This window comes from Marivita sp., from assembly GCF_051251565.1.
Taxonomy (GTDB): domain Bacteria; phylum Pseudomonadota; class Alphaproteobacteria; order Rhodobacterales; family Rhodobacteraceae; genus Marivita.
This window is the reverse complement of the sequence record NZ_JBPOFB010000002.1, coordinates 153,154-172,981: the sequence shown is the minus strand read 5'-3', so window position 1 is coordinate 172,981 and position 19,828 is coordinate 153,154. Positions and strand designations below refer to the sequence as shown.

19 protein-coding genes are annotated in these 19,828 nt (G+C 61.7%); 10 read left to right on the top strand and 9 right to left on the bottom strand.

Going from position 1 to position 19,828, the window contains the following annotated elements:
* Positions 1-6 precede the first annotated feature (6 nt).
* On the bottom strand, positions 7-495 hold the full coding sequence (locus ACSHXH_RS03320) for a peroxiredoxin (RefSeq protein WP_435670341.1): 489 nt from the start codon (positions 493-495) through the stop codon (positions 7-9).
* A 93-nt stretch (positions 496-588) separates the two neighbouring features.
* Between ACSHXH_RS03320 and ACSHXH_RS03315 the strand changes: the two genes are divergently transcribed.
* From ACSHXH_RS03315 to ACSHXH_RS03305, 3 genes are read left to right on the top strand one after another with little or no spacing between them, the layout of a single operon-like run.
* Entirely contained in the window at positions 589-1,800 is a 1,212-nt protein-coding gene (locus ACSHXH_RS03315) for an NAD(P)/FAD-dependent oxidoreductase (protein ID WP_435670340.1), read from the top strand.
* Positions 1,797-2,369 carry a 16S rRNA (guanine(966)-N(2))-methyltransferase RsmD gene (gene rsmD / locus ACSHXH_RS03310; protein WP_435670339.1) on the top strand — a complete coding sequence of 191 codons (573 nt, stop codon included), beginning with the start codon at positions 1,797-1,799 and terminating at the stop codon, positions 2,367-2,369. The genes ACSHXH_RS03315 and rsmD overlap by 4 nt, the downstream gene beginning before the upstream one ends.
* 13 nt (positions 2,370-2,382) lie before the next feature.
* Positions 2,383-2,556, top strand: coding sequence for a hypothetical protein (locus ACSHXH_RS03305; RefSeq protein ID WP_435670338.1), 174 nt, complete (start codon positions 2,383-2,385; stop codon positions 2,554-2,556).
* A gap of 75 nt (positions 2,557-2,631) precedes the next feature.
* On the opposite strand, the gene ACSHXH_RS03300 is transcribed toward ACSHXH_RS03305, so the two are convergent.
* The gene (locus ACSHXH_RS03300; protein ID WP_435670337.1) at positions 2,632-3,675 is read right to left on the bottom strand and encodes a TRAP transporter substrate-binding protein; all 1,044 of its coding nucleotides are present in this window, start codon (positions 3,673-3,675) and stop codon (positions 2,632-2,634) included.
* 271 nt (positions 3,676-3,946) lie between these two features.
* Here ACSHXH_RS03300 and ACSHXH_RS03295 point away from each other — a divergent pair, with 271 nt between their 5' ends.
* Entirely contained in the window at positions 3,947-4,915 is a 969-nt protein-coding gene (locus ACSHXH_RS03295) for an MBL fold metallo-hydrolase (RefSeq protein ID WP_435670336.1), read from the top strand.
* On the opposite strand, the gene ACSHXH_RS03290 is transcribed toward ACSHXH_RS03295, so the two are convergent.
* Positions 4,912-6,099 carry an MFS transporter gene (locus ACSHXH_RS03290; RefSeq protein ID WP_435670335.1) on the bottom strand — a complete coding sequence of 396 codons (1,188 nt, stop codon included), beginning with the start codon at positions 6,097-6,099 and terminating at the stop codon, positions 4,912-4,914. The two genes, ACSHXH_RS03295 and ACSHXH_RS03290, sit on opposite strands and share 4 nt — an antisense overlap.
* Positions 6,100-6,104: 5 nt before the next feature.
* Positions 6,105-7,058, bottom strand: coding sequence for an L-threonylcarbamoyladenylate synthase (locus ACSHXH_RS03285; RefSeq protein WP_435670334.1), 954 nt, complete (start codon positions 7,056-7,058; stop codon positions 6,105-6,107).
* A gap of 139 nt (positions 7,059-7,197) precedes the next feature.
* On the opposite strand from ACSHXH_RS03285, the gene ACSHXH_RS03280 reads away from it, so the two are divergent.
* Positions 7,198-8,898 carry an acyl-CoA dehydrogenase gene (locus ACSHXH_RS03280; protein ID WP_435670333.1) on the top strand — a complete coding sequence of 567 codons (1,701 nt, stop codon included), beginning with the start codon at positions 7,198-7,200 and terminating at the stop codon, positions 8,896-8,898.
* Positions 8,895-9,941 (top strand): MBL fold metallo-hydrolase, encoded by a 1,047-nt coding sequence (locus ACSHXH_RS03275; RefSeq protein WP_435670332.1) that lies wholly within the window; start codon positions 8,895-8,897, stop codon positions 9,939-9,941. Before ACSHXH_RS03280 ends, ACSHXH_RS03275 begins: the two co-directional genes overlap by 4 nt.
* Before the next feature lie 62 nt (positions 9,942-10,003).
* On the opposite strand, the gene ACSHXH_RS03270 is transcribed toward ACSHXH_RS03275, so the two are convergent.
* A complete protein-coding gene (locus ACSHXH_RS03270) occupies positions 10,004-10,561 on the bottom strand; it encodes a YqgE/AlgH family protein (RefSeq protein WP_435670331.1) in 558 nt (185 codons plus the stop codon).
* A gap of 133 nt (positions 10,562-10,694) precedes the next feature.
* On the opposite strand from ACSHXH_RS03270, the gene ACSHXH_RS03265 reads away from it, so the two are divergent.
* On the top strand, positions 10,695-11,516 hold the full coding sequence (locus tag ACSHXH_RS03265) for a protein-disulfide reductase DsbD domain-containing protein (RefSeq protein WP_435670330.1): 822 nt from the start codon (positions 10,695-10,697) through the stop codon (positions 11,514-11,516).
* 8 nt (positions 11,517-11,524) lie between these two features.
* On the opposite strand, the gene ACSHXH_RS03260 is transcribed toward ACSHXH_RS03265, so the two are convergent.
* The 4 genes from ACSHXH_RS03260 to ACSHXH_RS03245 form a co-directional block, all read right to left on the bottom strand.
* Positions 11,525-14,929 (bottom strand): efflux RND transporter permease subunit, encoded by a 3,405-nt coding sequence (locus ACSHXH_RS03260; RefSeq protein WP_435670329.1) that lies wholly within the window; start codon positions 14,927-14,929, stop codon positions 11,525-11,527.
* Positions 14,930-14,932: 3 nt separating this feature from the next.
* Complete coding sequence (locus tag ACSHXH_RS03255; RefSeq protein ID WP_435670328.1) at positions 14,933-16,390, bottom strand: efflux RND transporter periplasmic adaptor subunit; 1,458 nt, start codon at positions 16,388-16,390, stop codon at positions 14,933-14,935.
* Between the two features lie 93 nt (positions 16,391-16,483).
* On the bottom strand, positions 16,484-17,026 hold the full coding sequence (gene moaB, locus ACSHXH_RS03250) for a molybdenum cofactor biosynthesis protein B (protein WP_435670327.1): 543 nt from the start codon (positions 17,024-17,026) through the stop codon (positions 16,484-16,486).
* Positions 17,027-17,029: 3 nt separating this feature from the next.
* Entirely contained in the window at positions 17,030-17,806 is a 777-nt protein-coding gene (locus ACSHXH_RS03245) for a uracil-DNA glycosylase (protein WP_435670326.1), read from the bottom strand.
* Between the two features lie 104 nt (positions 17,807-17,910).
* On the opposite strand from ACSHXH_RS03245, the gene ACSHXH_RS03240 reads away from it, so the two are divergent.
* Genes ACSHXH_RS03240 through ACSHXH_RS03230 form a run of 3 tightly spaced genes read left to right on the top strand, consistent with a single transcriptional unit; the run spans position 17,911 to position 19,828 of the window.
* The gene (locus tag ACSHXH_RS03240) at positions 17,911-18,873 is read left to right on the top strand and encodes an aspartate carbamoyltransferase catalytic subunit (RefSeq protein WP_435670325.1); all 963 of its coding nucleotides are present in this window, start codon (positions 17,911-17,913) and stop codon (positions 18,871-18,873) included.
* The gene (locus ACSHXH_RS03235; RefSeq protein WP_435670324.1) at positions 18,870-19,418 is read left to right on the top strand and encodes an aspartate carbamoyltransferase catalytic subunit; all 549 of its coding nucleotides are present in this window, start codon (positions 18,870-18,872) and stop codon (positions 19,416-19,418) included. Before ACSHXH_RS03240 ends, ACSHXH_RS03235 begins: the two co-directional genes overlap by 4 nt.
* 20 nt (positions 19,419-19,438) lie before the next feature.
* Positions 19,439-19,828: a hypothetical protein gene (locus tag ACSHXH_RS03230; protein ID WP_435670323.1), complete on the top strand. Its 390-nt coding sequence runs from the start codon at positions 19,439-19,441 to the stop codon at positions 19,826-19,828.

Sequence of the window (19,828 nt, the reverse complement as noted above, 5' to 3'; positions counted from 1 at the left end):
AACCGCTTACAGTTCTGCGAGCAGCGCTTCGCCACCGGACACGTCGCAGACGCCGGGGCTTTCTTCGACATGCAGGGTTGTAACCGTGCCGTCCTCAACGATCATCGCATAGCGCTTGGACCGACCAATGAGGCCCGCGGGCGGTGCGTCGAAATCCATACCGATAGCCTTGGTGAAGGCGCTTTCCGCATCGCCCAGCATGGTGATCCCGGCAGCGGTTGCGCCTGTCGCCTCGCCCCACGCCTTCATCACGAAGGGATCGTTGACCGACACGCAGATGATCTCGTCCACGCCTTTGGCGGCGAACTGATCCTTGGTGCGGACAAAGCTGGGCACATGCGCCGAATGGCAGGTTGGCGTGAACGCGCCCGGCACGGCGAACACCACCAGTTTCTTGCCCTTGGCGTGATCTGCCAAAACCACCGGTTCAGGGCCATCGGCCCCCATTTTCACAAGTGTTGCCTCTGGCAGAGTGTCGCCCTGTGCAATTGTCATGGTCCATCCCTCGCTGTTGAATTGCATTCCTGATGATCACGCATATAGGGTCGCGCGTGGGGAGACCAATGCATTGTGCAAAAAGGGGCAGGCATGAAGCGTGTAATTGTTGTCGGCGCCGGACAAGCGGGCGCATCCTGTGTCGCACGTTTGCGCAGCAAAGGTTTCGACGGGCAAATCACCCTGATCGGAGAAGAACCGGTCCCCCCCTATCAGCGCCCACCGCTGTCCAAAGCGTATCTGCTGGGCGAGATGGCGCGAGACCGTCTGTATCTCCGCCCCGAGAGTTTCTATGCGGAACAGAACATCACCCTGAAGCTCGGCACAGCGGTAACGGCGATTGATGCCATGGCCCAAACGCTGACCCTTGCCGATGAGGTGTTAAACTATGACGATCTGGTTCTGACCACCGGGTCCACACCCCGTCGTCTGCCTGCGGCCATTGGCGGTGATCTGGACGGTGTGATGGTGGTGCGCGGGCTGAACGATGTGGATGCGATGGCACCTCGGTTTACCAAGGGCGCGCGGGTGCTGATTGTTGGCGGCGGATATATCGGGCTCGAAGCGGCGGCAGTCGCGGCCAAGCTGGGGCTGAACGTGACGTTGGTGGAAATGGCCGACCGCATCCTGCAACGGGTCGCCGCCCCTGAAACCTCCGCGTTCTTTCGCCACCTGCACAGCGCCCATGGTGTGGACCTGCGTGAAGGTGTGGGGCTGGATCACCTCACCGGCGACGGCGGGCGCGTCACCGGCGCGGTGCTTGGCGATGGCAGCACGGTAGCCGTGGATTTCGTGCTGGTGGGCGTGGGTATCATGCCCAATACCAACCTGGCTGACGCGGCGGGTTTGCGGCTTGAGAATGGTATTGCCACCGACGCGCAGGGCCGCACATCGGACCCGCATATCTGGGCCGCCGGTGATTGCGCGTCGTTCCCGTGGAAAGGCCAGCAGCTTCGGCTTGAAAGCGTGGGCAATGCGATTGATCAGGCGGAATGTGTGGCGGACAACATTCTGGGCCATGCCCGCGCCTATGACGCGAAACCGTGGTTCTGGTCGGACCAATACGATGTGAAACTTCAGATTGCCGGGCTGAACACCGGGTATGACCACATCGTGACCCGCAGCGGCGACACCGGCGTGGTGTCGCATTGGTACTATGCCGGTGACCAGCTTTTGGCGATTGATGCGATGAACGATCCGCGCGCCTACATGGTGGGCAAGCGGTTGATCGAAATGGGTAAATCCCCCGCCCCAGAGGCGGTGCGCAACACGGACACCGACCTGAAAGAATTGCTGAAAGCGTGAGGATCATCGCAGGCATTTATCGCGGACGCGCCTTGGCGAATGTCGGCAAAGGCGATCCGGCCGCACATCTGCGCCCCACCACGGACCGGGTGCGCGAAAGCCTGTTCAACATGCTGGGCGGCGGCCGCTTTGGTGAGCCGTTCACGGGTGCGCGGGTGCTTGACCTGTTTGCGGGCACCGGCGCGCTGGGGCTAGAGGCGCTGTCGCGCGGTGCGGAGTCGGCGGTGTTTGTCGATGACGGGCGCAAGGCGCTGTCGCTGATCAAGGCGAATATCCAGACTTTGGGATGCGAGGCCACGCGGGTGATGTCACGCGACGCGACACGCTTGCCGCCCTGCGATGCAGACCCGGCCACGCTGGTGTTTCTTGATCCGCCCTATGGCAAGGCGCTGGGGCAAAAGGCCCTGAGCGCAGCTGTTGCTGGCGGATGGATCGCCGATGGGGCGCTGATCGTGTGGGAAGAGACTGCGCCACAGATCGCGCCTGAGGGCTTTACCCGGCTGGACACCCGCCGCTATGGCGACACCCATGTGACGGTTTTGCGATTTGGGGACGACCCCGAGGCGTGATAGGCTGCAGCCCATGTCAAGCTATGCGCCCAGCGTGCAAGACCTGCGCGCCGTCGCGGACACCGCCCGAAGCGACACACGCCCGCCGGTCAAAGGCGGGCCAGTGCTGATCGCCGATTGCACCACGCCGCTGGCTGGAGAGACCCTGCTGTCCCTTCTTTGGAAACGCTGGGACAGCAAGGGCTGATCCATCAGGGGCATTTTGCATCAACGCAAAACGACGCGGCACTGATGCCGCGTCGCCATTGGTTGGTGTCCGGCCCTATCCGTCGGTTCCGCTGCTGCGGGCCGCTTGGACCGTCGCGCGCGCGTCGTCTACCAGTTGGGCCGCGTTCAAACCGCGCTGCGTCATGTCCGCGATCCACTCTTCGGTGACCGCGTCGCCCAGCGCCACGATGCGTGCTGTCTCAGCCTCGCTCAGGGTTGCGATCTCGTTGCCTGCCTCTTGCATCAAAGCGCGCCCGTCCCGGTCACCCGTATCATGCGCCCGCCCGGCCATCGCCGAGGTCTCCAGACCGGAATTGGCATCAATCACCGCTTTCAGATCGTCGGGCAGGGCTGCGTAGCTGTCCTTGTTCATTGCCCAGATGAAATAGAGGTTGTAGAGGGACTTGTCGCCCGCGACATCGGTATGGCTGTCGGTCAACTCATCCAGTTTGAGCGAGGGTGACATCTCCCATGTGATCACACCGCCGTCGACTACGCCCTTGGACAGGGCTTCGGGGAATTGCGGCACTGGCAGACCGATAGGTTCTGCACCCAGCTTGTCCAGCAACAGCGTGGCCGCGCGCGATGGGCCGCGCAGTTTGAGACCGGCAAAATCGCTCAGATCCTGAATGGCACCGCCGGTTTTGTGAATGATCCCCGGCCCGTGCATATGGGCGGCGATCAGATGCACATCGGCGAAATCGTCCATCAGGTGCTTCTGCGTGAATGCCCACGCCGCACGCGAGGCGTCTTCGGCGCTTTTGGTGACCATGAAGGGCAACTCTAGCGCCTCGGCCTCGGGGAAGCGACCGGGCGTATAGCCGGGGATGACCCAACCGCCGTCGATCACGCCATCGCGGATCAGGTCATATTGCGCGGTGGCTTTGCCGCCCAGTTGCATGAACGGATAGATCTCGATCTTGATCCGACCGTTGGACTCGGCCTCGACCTTTTCGACCCAAGGGGCGAGGAAATATTTCGGGTTTGCGGAATTGGGCGACACGAAATGCTGAAAGCGAAGTGTCACCTCCTGTGCGACCCCTGTGGTTGCGATAAGGCCAAGCATGGCGGTCAAAGCGGCTGTCTTGAAAAAACGCATGTTTCCGCGCCTCCTGTCTGAAGCGTTGGTTGCGTGCTGCTGCGGTGCGGCACGATGTGTATGTAGAGACGCCCGCGTGAAGTTGCAAATGGCTCGCAACAAACTTGCCCATGGGCAAGTTTTTCAAACATCTGAATCCACATCAAAATCTGCGGTGCCGGGGAATTACCGCGTCTGTTTCCCAAACGCCCTGTGCCGCAAAATCACAATTGCGGCTGGGCTTGCGACCATGTTATTCACGAAACTGAATTTATCTCTGGGAGGAGACACCATGCTTTTGCGTCCGACCCGCCGCGCGTTCCTGAAGACAGCTGCCGCCATGCCCGCTTTTGCCCTGCCCGGCGCACAGGCCATGGCCGAACTTGGAGGGCCGGAAGGCGGCAATGCAGGGCATTTCCGCTTTACGCTGGGCGAGGCAAAGATCACGATCCTGTCTGACGGGTATCTGAGCCTGCCGACCAACGGGCTTGGCGTGAATGCCGATCCTGCCGAGGTACAGGCGTTTCTGGCCGCGCATTACCTGTCGCCCGAGACCAACACATCGCACACCAATCACCTGCTGGTCGAGATCGGAGACACCACCGTTCTGGTCGATGTCGGATCGGGCAACCGGTTCCTGAACACCGCCGGGCGTCTGATGACCAACATGGAAGCGGCCGGGATTGATCCGTCCAGCATCACCCATGTTGTCATCACCCACGCCCACCCGGATCACATCTGGGGCGTACGTGATGATTTCGACGAAGCGATTTTCCCGGATGCCGCCTATTATCTGGGTGAGACCGAACATGATTACTGGATGCAGGACGGGCTGGCGTCGCAGGTGCCCGCCGAGATGCAGCAATTCGTCGTCGGCGCACAGAATTCGATTGCCGTTGACGGGGCCGAGTGGGAGCTGATGTCAGACGGGTTCGAAGTGGTGCCCGGTGTGCGCGTGATCGACACCCCCGGCCACACGCCCGGTCATATGGCGGTTGTCGTGGAAAGCGGCGGTCAGCAATTGATCGCGCTTGGCGACGCCATGAGCCACGCCTACACCAATTTCGCACATCCCGATTGGTACAATGATTTTGACGCCGACGGGGATCAGACTGTCGCAACCCGCACGCGGCTTTTGGATATGGCGGCCACGGATCGGATGGCGGTTCTGGGTTATCACTTTCCCTTCCCCGGTGTTGGCCATGTCATGCGCGACGGTGATGCCTACAGCTTTGTGCCCGCGCTTTGGAAGTTCGACTAGCGCCCACGCGCGCGTAGATTCGCGGCGCGGTGGGACCACAGGATGTGCCCCAGCGCGCCGAACGCGGCAATGCCTGCCGCCGCCCCCAACCATGTCAGGTCACCCACGGTCTGCACCAAACCGCCGAGCGCCGACCCGGACGCCGTGCCGATATAGATCGCCGCCGCATTCAAAGCGAGCACCACGCCCGCAAGGCTCGGGGCCAGTTGCAACAGCCGCACCTGCTGCGGGGCAACGAATGACCAGCAAAAGGCGGACCATACAAAGACCAGCGCCATCAGCAGGCCCTGCGCCATAGGCAATGCGGAAAAGAGCGGCAACAGCACGATCTGGCCAAGGCACAAAACAACCAGAGATGTGACCGATCCCAGCCTGTCGGTCATGAACCCGCCGATCAGGTTGCCTGCCACAGCCCCCGCGCCGAACATAAGCAGGACAAGCGTGATTCCATCGCGGCCAAAGCCCATGGTCTCTTCGACCAGCGGGGCGAGGTAAGTGTAAAGCACGTAGATCGCACCCAGAAAGCTGGCCGTGAACAGAACCGCGCCCATGATCACACCATCCTTGAGCGCGCGTCCCAGATCCGACAGGGACACCGGCGTGAACCGCAACCCGGCGGGCACCCGCACCCAGATCAGCACCGTGGACAGCGCCGCAAGCGCCAACACGATCCAGAACGCCACGCGCCAACCAAAGGTAAAGGCGATCCAGCCGCCGATGGGCACACCCAGAACCTGCGACAGGGTCAGGCCGAAATAGAACGCTGCGATGGACTTGCCCTGTGTCGTCTTTGGCGCAAGGGCCGCGACCACGGCCGCACCCACGGGTGTCACAACGCCAGCCCCCGCCGCCGCCAAAGCGCGCGCGATGTAAAGCACCGTCACGTTCGGCGCTATGGCCGACAGCGCTGCCCCCAGCGCAAACACCACCATCCCCGCCGCAATCACCCGGCGTCTGCCGATATGGCCGGTCAGCGAGACCAACAACGGCGACAGCACCGCATAAGACAGCGCATAAACCGTCATCGCGCCACCAGCGGCGGCTGTGCTGATGTCAAGATCGGTGGCCAGCAGCGGCACCATGCCAATCACCACAAACGCGCCCATGCCGATCACGAAGTTGCACGCGGACAGCAGCGCAATAAGACCGACGGGCGGTCGGCTTTGGTCGGTCTGATCTGTCATCGGGGTTATCCTTCGCGCGGGGCGGCTGCACGGCTGAGGCGGTCATTGATGGCAATGCCCAACCCTTCGTGCGGGATGGGGGAAACTGCAATCACCCTGCCCCCTCGGGCATCGAGCTTGTGCAGAAAATCGAACAGGTTGGCGGCAGCCTCGATCAGGTCTTCCGAAGGTGACAGGTTCAGATCACAGGCCATATCGCCAAACCCAAGCCGAAGCTCGCCCGGTTCCCATTCGGTCGCGTTCAGGCGCACCAGCGCGTTGGGTGCGTAATGCGACATCAACTGCCCCGGCGCAGAGATCGCTTCTGCCTTGTGCCGGACTGTCAGGTGACGGCCAAGCGTCGCGGCAAGCGCGTCTTCGGTGATGCCTCCGGGGCGCAGGAGGACGGGTTTGTCCACCAACCCGACAATCGTGGATTCAACGCCCACCGCACAGGGGCCACCATCCAGAACCGCCTCGACCCGGCCTCCTAGGCTGGCAATCACATGATCCGCCAGTGTCGGGCTGATCTGGCCGGACCGGTTGGCCGATGGGGCCGCAACCCCCCGCCCCAACGCACGCAGGATAGCACGGGCCGACGGATGCGCAGGCACCCGAACCGCGAGCGTCTCGAGCCCCGCCGACACAAGCGGCGATATTGGGCTGTCCGGGTGTTTCTTCAACACAAGCGTGAGCGGTCCCGGCCAATACGCCTGCGCCAAAAGCTCGGCCTCGGGCGTCCAGAACACATGCTGTTTCACCTGCTCAAGATCCGCGAAATGCACGATCAGCGGATTGAAATCAGGGCGCCCTTTGGCCGCGTAAATGCCTGCTACCGCACGATCATTGCCCGCATCCCCCCCAAGTCCGTAGACCGTTTCGGTTGGAAAGGCGACCAATCCACCGGACCGCAGAACCTCTGCCGCCTTGGCGTGGCCTGCATCGGTATCGGGCAGTCTTTCTGGCAGGGGCAGGTTCATCGGTTATGACGCCGCGTTTTTGTTGATGGGGTTGGCCGCATTCGTCAGGGTCGCTTCACACGTTGATGGTTGCTTATCGGTCCTGCACGCGATTGCCAAGCCGCCACGCGAACGCCCAGACGCCAGAGGATCGTTGTCTATGCCCTATCGTGCCCCCGTTTCCGAATTTCGTTTCCTGTTCGATCACGTTGTTGGCTTTGATCAGGTGGCGGCAACGGACCGTTTTGCAGAAGCCACGCCAGAGACGGTAGAGGCCGTTCTGGGCGAAGCCGGAAAGCTGTGCGAAGAGGTGTTGGCCCCGCTGCGCCGTGCCGGAGACCTGCACCCTGCCCGGCTTGAGAACGGGGTTGTGCGAACATCTCCGGGCTTTGCCGAGGGCTACCGTGCGATTGCAGAGGGCGGCTGGATCGCGATTGCCGCCGATCCGGCCTATGGCGGCATGGGCTTGCCGATGGCGATGACCACAGCGGTGAACGACATGATGAGCGCGTCCTGCCTGTCGATCCAACTTGCGCCGCTGATGACCCAGGGCCAGATCGAGGCGCTTGAAAACCATGCCAGCGACGCGATCAAGGACCTGTACCTTCCCAAGCTGATTTCCGGCACATGGATGGGCACGATGAACCTGACCGAGCCGCAAGCGGGCAGCGATGTGGGTGCGCTGACAACACGGGCTGTGCCGAACGGCGATGGCTCTTACGCGATCACCGGACAGAAGATCTATATCTCGTGGGGGGACAATGATTTCACCGAGAATGTCTGCCACCTTGTTCTGGCCCGCCTGCCCGATGCAGGACCGGGAACCAAGGGGATCAGCCTGTTCCTTGTGCCCAAGCGCATTCCCGACGGTGCAGGCACACCCGGCAAGGCCAACAGTCTCAAGGTGGTGAGCCTTGAGCACAAGATGGGCCTGCATGCCAGCCCCACTGCCGTGATGCAGTATGACGGCGCGACCGGTTGGCTGGTGGGCGAAGAACATGACGGCATGCGCGCCATGTTCACCATGATGAACAACGCGAGGCTTGGTGTCGGCATGCAGGGCATCGGCGTCGCAGACGGGGCCACACAACATGCGCTGGCCTATGCCGAGGGGCGCAAACAAGGCCGGACCGAAAACAACAGCATCACCGATCACGCCGACGTACGCCGGATGCTGGCCACAATGAAAGCTGACACGTTTGCCGCGCGCGCCATTGCGCTGGCCAATGCCGTGGCCATTGATATGGAAACCGCCACTGGCCATGCCGACTGGGCCGCGCGTGCCGCACTTTTGACGCCAATCACCAAGGCGTTCGGCACCGATACCGGCATTGACGTTGCGACATTGGGCGTGCAGGTGCATGGCGGTATGGGATATATCGAAGAAACGGGGGCCGCGCAGTTTTCACGCGATGTGCGGGTGACCGCGATCTATGAGGGGACCAACGGCATCCAGTCGATGGACCTTGTCGGGCGCAAGCTTCTGGATGGGGGCGAGGCCGCGTACCGCCTGCTGGACGAGATGGAGGCAGACGCCGAAGCCGCCCGCACCGACCTTGCCGAATTGGCCGAACCCGTGTGGCAAGCCTGCGAAACGCTGCGCGAAACCACCGAATGGATGGTTGCCCAAGGCATGCAAGATCGGTTTGCCGGGTCTGTGCCTTATCTGCGCGGCTTTGCCCGCGTGCTGGGTGGGCATTTCCACCTGCGGGCGGCAGGGGCAGACAGGGGCGGCAAATACGAACGTCTGGCGGCGTTCTATATCCACCGGCTGTTGCCCGAACATACCGGCCTTCTGGCCCATGCGCGTCAGGGCGCGGACGACCTTTACGCGCTGAGCATGGATGACCTTGCCGCATGAAGGACCGGAGCAGCGGCGGCATCAGGTATCCTTGGGACACCCCGCCCGAAGAAGGCAGCGCGATCGAAGTGGCAGACGGGATCTTGTGGATTCGCCTGCCCCTGCCGATGAAGCTTGATCATGTGAACATCTACGCGCTGGATGATGGTGAGGGCTGGACCATCGTGGACACCGGGTTTGCGTCCAACCGGGGCAAGGCGCTTTGGTCCCGGCTGATGGACGGGCCCTTGGCTGGCAAGCCGATCACCCGCGTGATCGTCACGCACCACCATCCCGACCACATCGGCATGGCGGGTTGGCTTCAGTCCGAACACGGGGCAGACCTGACCACAACCCGCACCGCGTGGCTGATGGGGCGGATGCTCCAGCTGGACGAACAGCCAACACCCAGTGCCGAAACTATCCGCTTTTGGCAACGCTGCGGCATGGACCCGGCAATTCTTGAGAGACGCAAAACCGAGCGCCCGTTCAACTTTGCCGATTGCGTGGCGCCTCTGCCACTGGGCTATAGCCGTATTCAGCAGGGCGATACAATCAGCGCCGGGGGTCGGACATGGGACATACATATCGGCAACGGCCATGCGCCGGAACATGCAACGCTCTGGTCGCGTGATGATCCTGTGATCCTTGCAGGCGATCAGATCCTGCCGTCGATCAGTTCCAATATCGGGGTCTATGCCACCGAACCCGAGGCAGACCCCGTGGCCGATTGGCTAGAGGCCTGTGAACGTCTGTCCACCATCGCGCGCGACGATCATCTGGTTCTGGGGGGGCACAAGCTGCCCTTTACCGGCCTGCCGCTGCGCCTGCACCAGCTGATCGAAAACCACCACGGCGCGCTCCGTCGCCTGGAGGCCCATCTGGACACGCCCCACTCGGCGGGCGATTGCTTTGCGCCCCTGTTCAAGCGCAGCATCGGTGACGGTGAATACGGCTTGGCCCTTGTCGAGGCGATGGCGCATTGCCAACACCTCTGGCACGAAGGCCGCGCCACGCGCACGCTGAATGATCAGGGCGCCTGGGTGTTTCAGGCCACGGGCTGATCTTCTCGGGTTACCAAATATCCCGGGGTGAGGCGCATCTGCGCAGAGGGGCAGCGCCCCTTTTACGCCCGCCCGCCTTCGGCCGACAGCGCAAGGGGCGACACACCAAGGCTGGCCAATGCGGCTTCCCACTTGTCTGTGTTGGCAGTGTTGAACACCAGGTCGGGATGCGCGTCACAGGTGAGCCAGCCATTCGCGGCAATCTCGTTTTCGAGCTGCCCCGGCCCCCAACCCGCGTAGCCCAGAAAGATCAGGCTATTGTCCGGCCCGGCGCCTTGGGCGATGCTGTCCAGCACATCCAGCGTCGCGGTCATGGCAAAGCCATCATCGAAATTCAACGTGGTCATCTCGGATTGAAAATCCGGCGAATGCAGGACAAAGCCGCGTCCCAATTCCACGGGACCGCCGAAATACACCTTAATTCCGGTCAGGTTCGCAGTGTTCTCGATCGACAGCTGGTCGATGAGGTTTTCAAAACTCACATCCGCCGAGGGCTTGTTGACGATCAGGCCCATTGCTCCGTCTTCGGAGTGGGCACAGACGTAGATTACGCTGTATTCGAAGCGAGGATCAGGCATCCCCGGCATCGCAATCAGCATCTTTCCAGTCAAATTGGTCATGGGTTCTGTTTCAGTCACATGCCGAACATGGACAGCGCAGCATGGGGTTGCAAGGGCACAGGCGGGTCCAGCACACGCGGGATCGCCGGTTTGTGACTTTTCATCGCGGCAGAAAACCGCCATCTGCTTAGAGATGATGCATTTCCGCCCCCTTATGTCCGCGCTGGCCGTGGCTCTGACCAGCCTCGCTCCGGCAATGGCTCCTGCCAGCGATATGACCACCGGCCTGTCCAAGGTTGACCTGCGCCCCGGCTGGCGGATGGCGGATGGCACCCATATGGCCGCACTGCACATTGTGCTGGAACCCGGCTGGAAGACCTATTGGCGCGCACCAGGCGATGCGGGTATCCCGCCGCAATTCGACTGGAGCGGGTCGCAGAACATCAGCGGGATCTCTACGGAATGGCCAACGCCGCATGTGTTCTACGAACAAGGTATGCGGTCGGTCGGTTATCAGACCGAGGTGATCATTCCGCTGCATATGCGTGCCGCCGAAGCTGGCACAGACATAAAGCTGAGCGGCCATATGCAGATCGGTATTTGCAAGGATGTCTGCATCCCTGCCGAACTGACCTTTGCCGCAACGCTGCCGCCGTCGCAGACACAACCGGACCCAACCATTGCAGCGGCCCTGACCGACAGGCCCTATACGGCGCGCGAAGGTCAGGTCAGTGGCATCACCTGCGAGATCGAACCCGCACAGGATGGCGGGCTTGTTCTGCGCACCAAGATCGACTTGCCCTCGACCGGCGATCCCGAACACGTGGTTGTCGAAGCGGGCAATCCACAGGTCTGGGTGGCCGAACCTGACAGCATGCGCGACGGTGGATCGCTTTATGCCAGCACCCGGCTGGTGCATGTGAACGGGGGCAGTTTCGTTCTGGACCGATCACAGCTTCGGTTCACCGTGATCGGCACATCGCGCGCTGTGGATATTCAGGGCTGCGCGCGCTGAACCGCCGCTCAGGCGGGCCGCCGGGCGCGTGATACTCCCAGCGCGATTGCTGCAACGCAGTAGAGCAACACACAGATCACCGCAGCCCCTGCCACGAACAGGGCAAAGGCCACCCCCAGTGTTGTTTCGGAACCGGACATCGCTCCGGCAAGGACTGTCTGCAACACCTGTGGCAACGCGCCGGTCAGGGCAAAGGCGCCCATCGTTGCGCCCAACCAAGCCACGATCAGGCCCGAGGCCACAATCAAACCGGCCCGCACGCCGTTTTGACGGAACCGCAAGCCGCGCCGCGCGGTCTGGGTCAGGCGGCCGATGTCGTTCTGTATGGCGATCAGTGATGGGACGATCAGCAGCACGAGGAACATGCCAAAGCCAAGACCGTAAACCAACGTGATCACCGTTGGCTTGAGAAATTGTGCCTGACTGGATTGCTCGTACAAAAGCGGGACAAGTCCCAGAACAGTGGTGGCCGTGGTCAGGAAAACCGGCCGCAAGCGGTCTGCCGCGCCGTCAATGATCGACGGGACCAAGCCGCGATCCTGCGCCTTTTCGTCGATGGTGGTCACCAGAACAATGGAATCGTTGATGATGATCCCGGTCATGCCCAACAGGCCCACCACCGTGAACATGCTTAGCGGAACATCCCATTGTGCGTGTCCGTAGATCGTGCCCACCAATCCGAACGGGATCACCGACATGACAACCAACGGTCGGGTCCAGCTTGCGAACACCCAAGACAGCACGAGATAGATCGCCAGCAACGCCAGGATCAGCCCCGTGCGCGCATCGTTCAGGAATTCACCCTCCTGTTCGCTTAGCCCCGACAACCGGTATTCGACCTGCCGTTCGCTGGCGATTGTGGGCAGGATTTGAGTCTCCAATGCCAGCATGATCTCGTTGGCGCGGGCGGGATCGTCTTCGGAAATATCCCCCGTGACCGAGATCAGGCGAATGCCATTTTCGCGCCGGACGGTCGAAAAGCCGGTGCGGCGATCCACGCTGACGATATCAGCAAGCTGGACATAGGCACCCTCGGGGGTGCGCATCTGGGTGCGTTCAAGAAAATCCGCGGTCAGCTCTCCGGCGGGGAGTTCGACGCGGATTTCAGCGCTGCGGGGGCCGTCGGGATAGGTGGCCGCCTCAAGGCCACCAAGGCGCGCGCGCAGGACGCTGCCCAGCCCGTCGATGGTAAAGCCAAGCGCTTGCCCTTGTGGTGTCAATTCAAGGATCAGCTCTTCCTTGTCATAGGCCAGATTGTCTTCGACCGCCGATACTTCGGGATATTGCAGCAGCGCGGTCTTGAGGTCTTCGGACGCCGCCTTGAGCGTCTCGGCCGTTGCGCCATAGAACTGAACGTCAAGTGCATCGCTGGCAGGGCCGCTGCCCCAGCTGCGGAAACTGATGGTTTCGACCATCGGGTGACGCGGCACCGCATCCTGCAATTCGCTGACAAAGGCACCGCTTGAGAACGGGCGCAAATCCGCGTCGATCAATTCGATCGAGATGCCGCCCAGCTGATCGGCGTCTTTGGTGTCGGACCCTGCAATCCCGCGCCCGGCATTGCCGCCAACTTCGGCGATCACATAGTCGATGGGATTGACGCCATGCCGCTCTTCAAACGTGCGGGCCATGTCATTGACCGACGTCTGAAAGATCCGCATCATTTCGAACGTGTCTTCGCGGGTCGCCCCCGGTGCCATCGCAAAATTGCCGGTGATCGAGCTTTGTTCCGGCGAATTGAAGAACCGCCATTGCACGTCGCCGCGAATGAACAGCGCCGCCTGCGAGGCCAGCAGGACCACCGCCCCGGCCAGAACCGCATAGCGCGCCTGAATGACCCAACCCATCATCGGGCGGAATAGCGTTTCGCGCACCCACATGAAACCTTTGTTCACGACCCGCGAGGGCACATCATACCAGTGCTCTTTCGCACTATGGGCCAGTGCATGCGCCATGTGGTTGGGCAGAATGAGAAAGCATTCTATCAGCGACGCGGTCAGCACAACGATCACAGTGAACGGAATATCGGAAATCAGATCGCCAAAGCGCCCGCCAATCGCCACCAGCCCGAAAAACGCAATCACCGTGGTCAGCGTGGCGGCAAACACCGGGAGCGCCATGCGCTGCGCTGCGCGCTCTGCGGCCTCGACCGGGGGCAACCCGCTGCGTGCCAGATGATCAGCGTGTTCGCCCACAACGATGGCGTCATCCACCACGATCCCCAAGGTGATGATCAACGCAAAAAGCGAGATCATGTTGATCGTGATGCCCGCCGCATACATCAGCGCAATCGCCGCCATCATCGCCGCAGGGATACCGGCGGCCACCCAAAAGGCGGTCCGCGCATTCAGGAACAAAAACAGCAACATGACCACAAGCGCGAGCCCAGTCAGCCCATTGTCGAGCAGGATATCAAGGCGCCCCGATATCGCCTCGGCACGGGTGCGGATCAGGTCCACCGATACGCCATCGGGCAAGGACGCTGAAAATTCCGCCGCGACCTCTTCGACCTTGTGCTGGATCGCAATGGCATCGCCTTGGTCGCTGCGGTCAACGCGGATCGAAATGGCCGGATTGTCACCGACGAAATAGCTGCGTTCCCGGTCGATCCCCTGAACAAAGATCGTGCCGACATCCCCAACGGTCAGGTTCGATCCATCGGCATTCGAGCGCAGAACGATGTCTGAAATCTGCTCGGCGCTGCGTTTTTCCACACCTGTGCGCACACGGGTGTTGCCAGTGCCCACATCCCCAGCCGGGTCCGCATCGACCTCTTGCGCGATGGCGTTTGCGATCTCGCGCATGGAGATGTCAAAGGCGATCAGGTTGGCAGAGGGCACTTCGATCACGGTGCGCGGGGCAGACAACCCCCGGATCGTGGTGCGCGTGACACCTTCGGCGAACAGCCTGACACTCAGTTCATCGGCAAACCGGGCCAGTTGATCCACACCCACCGGACCGGTGATCACAACATCTGTCACCCGGTCGCGCCAACCGCCGCGTCGCACAAAGGGGTCTTCGGCTTCGGCAGGCAGGTTCGTCACCGCATCCACCGCCGCTTGCACGTCATCTGCGGCGCGCGACATATCCCAGCCGGGTTCAAATTCCAGCCGCATCGTGGCACGGCCTTCGCGCGAGGACGATTCAGAGCTTTCAACACCTTCAACCGCGAGGATCACAGGTTCCAGAACCTGCACAATCCCCCGGTCCACATCTTCGGCTCCTGCACCGTCCCAGACGACAGACACATCGACATCGTCCACCACCACATCCGGGAAGAACTGCGCCCGCATATTGGGGATCGAAAACGCCCCTGCCGCAAGCAACAGGATCAACAGCAGGTTCGCCACCGTCCGGTGACGAACGAAATAGCTAAGGATGCCGCCGGCTTTTTCAGGCAGGGCGCGGACCATGGGTTATCCTCCCATCCGGGATTCGATGCGTTCAACAACCTGCGCCGGTACAGTGCCCTGCGACAGCTGTTGCAGGATGCGTTGCCGTGCCTCTTCGGGCATGCGGGTGTTGGCCTCGACAAAGGCCGTCAGACGCGCGCGGCGTTCCTCGGTCAGCTCGACCATCTCCGGCTCTTCGGGAGCGGCTTGTCCTGCGTCACGCAGGGGACGAACCTTGATGCCTTCGCCGAGAAGCGGCGTGCGTTCGGCCACGACCTCGCGGCCCTGCAAGCCACGGGCGCGGACCAGCACATCATCGCCCTGACGCCGCAAGAGCGTGACGGCGATCGTCTCAAGCCGGTCTTCATCAGCCAGAACCAGCACTTCGTTCGCAGCATTGAGCGCCGAGGCTGGCAGGCGCGCCACCTGTTCCAGGGGCGGTTCTTCTATTTTGACGGTGACGAAATCACCCGGACGGAACCCCGGCGCGCTGTTGAGCGTGGCAAACAAAAGCCGTCCGGTTTGACCATCCCCCACAGCCGCGCCTGCACGGCTGAGCGTTCCGGTCGCTGTCAGGTTGGTGCCGAACACGTCCAGAACCACAATAACGTCCGATCTGGTCAAGTTGCCGGTATCATCCAAAAGCCGCGCGAATTGTTGCGTGGACACGCGGAACGCCACTTCGAGCGCCTCTGCGTCGATCAGGCGGGCAAGCTGTTCGTTGGACGACACAAGCCGCCCCTGCACCACCGACACATCCGCCAGCGTACCCGAGAAATCGGCCCGGATGAGCGTGTCATCCAAACGGCGCTGCGCCTCGGCCTCGGCTATGCTGGCGCGGGACAGACGGGTGGTCGACTGATCAATCCGCGCCTCGGCCTGTGCGACGGCCTGACGGCGCGACAACACCGCCTGCCGCGCCTGTGCTGCGGCCAGTTCCGCGACCTCGACCGCTGCGGCGGTGCCAACGCCGCGGTCTTGCAGATCACGCTGGCGCTGAAAGGCGCGTTCGCGCAAATCCGCCTGTTCCTGTGCCGCCTCAAGCTCGTCCTGCGCCAGCACAATCGCCCGCTCTGCCTCGCGCTGTTCGGCTTTGGAATCGACGATATCACTTTGGACACGCTGGAGCACCGATTCCGCATCGGTGGGGTCAATCCGAACCAACAACTGGCCTTCGGTCACGCGCCCGCCTTCGACGAAATCCGGCGCAATTTCAATCACGCGCCCCCCTGCCGCTGCACGCAGTTCCAGAGTGCGCACGGATTCGATCTGACCAAAGGCGGTGAGGACAGGGGTGATCGTCTGCAACTCTGCCCCGATCACGTTCACCGCGAAAACGCGTTCGCGCTGCGGAAAGCTGCGGGGTTCTTGCGACATGCGATCCTGCACGGCATCCCGCACCTGCACCCCGGCAAAGGCCAACAAGCCAAGCGTCACGGAAAGAAGAAAAAGCCCGGTCAGGCTACGGCGCAGGAACCGCATATGCGACAATCCTCAATAACAGGTCTGACCAGACAGATAGCCAGATCTGAATGTTTTCCAATATCACGTCTATGCGTTACACGCAGTTAAACGCTATTTCCGTCGCAAATGTTCGTCCAATCGCGGCAAAATCTCTACAAAGTTACACGGCCGGTGCCGGTAATCGAGCTGAAGGCTCAGAATTTCGTCCCACGCGTCCTTGCAGGCCCCCGGACTTCCGGGCAGCGCAAAAAGATACGTGCCATTGCGCACGCCGCCCGTCGCGCGGCTTTGGATGGCGCTTGTGCCGATCTTTTGGAACGACACCATGGTGAACACCGTGCCAAAGGCGTCGATCTCTTTCTCGTAGACATCGCGGTGCGCTTCGACCGTCACATCCCGCCCCGTCAGCCCGGTCCCCCCGGTCGAGATCACCACGTCGATATCCGGCGTGTCGCACCAAACGCGCAGCTGTGTCGCGATCTGATCGCGTTCGTCCTGAATGATCTTGCGGTCCGCCACGATATGCCCCGCCGCTTCGATCCGGCCAACAAGCGTATCGCCAGAGCGGTCTTCACTCAGAGAGCGCGTATCGCTGACCGTAAGAACGGCAATGCGGATCGGCATGAAATCTTTGGTGTCGTCGATACGGCTCATGGGTCAGGCTTTCTTGGTCAGATGCGCGCGCAGGTCCAAAAGGTCGGCCCAAGCCTCGCGCTTGGCTGCCGGGCTGCGCAACAGATAGGCAGGGTGGAACATCGGGATCACGGGGAGACCTTCGGCTGCGTCCCATTGGCCGCGCAGTCGGGTGATGCCGCGTTTGCCAAGCAGGGCCTGACACGAGATATTGCCCATGACCACCAAAACCTCGGGTTTGGCAAGGACGATATGCCGTTTGAGAAAGGGCATCATCATGGCCATTTCATCCGGCTTGGGATCGCGGTTTTGCGGCGGTCGCCACGGCAAAACGTTGGTGATGTAGACCGAGTGCGCGTCGGTCCGGTCGCGGCCCAGATCAATCGCGGCAAGCATCTTATCAAGCAATTGCCCCGCGCGTCCGACAAATGGCTTGCCGACCTGATCCTCTTCGCGCCCCGGCGCTTCGCCGATGATCATAACGCGGGATCCGGCCACACCATCGCTGAACACCAGATTACGCGCGCCCTTTTGCAGATCGCAATGCGGGTAGGCTTCCATCGCCGCTTTCAACGCGGCCAAATCACTTGCCCCCCGTGCGGCGGCTTCTGCCTCGGCAACGGGGTTGATTTCTACCGGCATCACCGGGGCCTGCGACACGGCGGCAAGCCCTGTTTTGGGCGGCGGTGCGACCTGCTCAAAACGGTTGATGGGCGTTTCCGAGATCGACTCGGTCACGCCAAGGTCAACCTGCCATTCCAGCGCGGCGCGAGCCGCATGCCAATCCATGTGCGAATCCATGCAGTCACCCTATCCCGGCAATGTGGCGCGCAAAAGGGATGACGCTCTTGCCGCGCGGCAGTGCAGTTTCTATAAGCGGCCAAGCACTCCGAAAAGGCCAACCGATGCGTTTCGATCAACGACACTTGCTTGGGATCGAACCCCTTCGACCGGATGAAATCACCACCCTTCTCGACCTGTCGGACCAATACGCAGACCGCAATCGCACACGCACCCCCAGCACCGATGTTCTGGCCGGGCTGACGCAGATCAACATGTTCTTTGAAAACTCGACCCGGACGCAGGCCAGTTTCGAGCTGGCAGGCAAGCGTTTGGGCGCGGATGTGATGAATATGGCGATGCAGGCGTCATCGATCAAGAAAGGTGAAACGCTGGTTGATACGGCGATGACGCTGAACGCGATGCGCCCTGATTTGCTCGTGGTGCGGCACCCTCAGGCCGGCGCGGTGGATCTGCTGTCGCAAAAAGTCGATTGCGCGGTCCTGAATGCCGGGGATGGCAAACATGAACACCCCACGCAGGCGCTTTTGGATGCGCTGACGATCCGGCGCGAAAAGGGCCGGTTGCACCGCCTGTCCATCGCCATTTGCGGCGATATCGCCCACAGTCGCGTCGCGCGGTCTAACATCCTTCTGTTGGGCAAGATGGAAAACCGCGTGCGCCTTGTCGGCCCACCCACGCTCATGCCGTCGGGGATCAGCGAATTCGGCGTTGAGGTGTTTGACGACATGCGCGAAGGGCTGCGGGACGTCGACGTGGTGATGATGTTGCGCCTCCAGAAAGAGCGCATGGACGGCGGGTTCATCCCGTCCGAACGTGAATACTATCACCGTTACGGGCTGGACGCCGATAAACTTGCCTGTGCCAAGGACGATGCCATCATCATGCATCCCGGACCAATGAACCGCGGAGTCGAGATTGACGGAACACTGGCTGATGACATCAACCGGTCGGTCATTCAGGAACAGGTGGAAATGGGGGTCGCGGTGCGCATGGCGGCGATGGATTTGCTGGCCCGGTCGCTTCGGGATCGACGCGCGGCGCAACCGGGAGGTGTCATGGTATGAGCACGTCCATCCATATCAACAGCAGCGAACGCGGCGTCATCCGTGTGTTTCACATCGACCTCCCGCGCGAAGCTGTTGAACGGTTTACCACGCAGGCAGGCACCGGCGAATGGCCACTGCAATACGCGCTTGGCGCGAAATCCCTGCGTGCGGCCTTTGTCGACACCATCGACATCCGCGATCTGGGCGACATGCCGCTGTCGCAATACCTGATCAACGCCCATGATGTGAACGGGTCAGACTTTGCCGCGATGCGGCCCCGGCTGGATGCGTTAAAGGGATTTGTTCTGGTGCTTCCGTCGCAGGCGTTCAATCACACCGAACAGGATCTGGCGATTGCAACGCCCCTGCGCTGGGTCGGCACGTTCAATGAACCCAAGGCCGCGATGAGTGCAACGCCGATCCGAACCGCCTCGGCCAAAGGCAGCATCGGCGGGGCACCGACTGGCAACGTCGCACAATCGAACACCGCCCTCTGGGTGGCGCTCGGCCTTTTTGCGGTGATCTCCGTTGGGATCATCGCTGCCAAGATCATGCTCAACTGACCAGCCCGCAGAAAGCCCACATGACCGAATTCAAACCTGACATGGCCACCTACACCCGCGCCCATGCGGTGATGTCCGCAATTGCGATGGTGGTCGGGATGGCGCTGTTATGGGTGGCGGGCAATCCCCATGTCTGGACTGGTGCAATCGGCGGTCTAGCGGCCATCGCCCTGCGCGGATGGTATATGGCCGATGAGGTGATGGACGAGATCTGGACGATGTCCGACACCCGCCTTGATGGGCCTTATGAACGCACGACGCCGCTGAACGAGATCGTCAAGCTGCGGATCATTGCAGGTGCGGTCCAGATCATTACAAAGTCCGGCAACAAGCACCTGATCAAGTACCAGCCCGACCCTGCGGCAGTGATTGCCCAGATCAATGCCGCCCGCCAGAAACAGGGGGCCTGA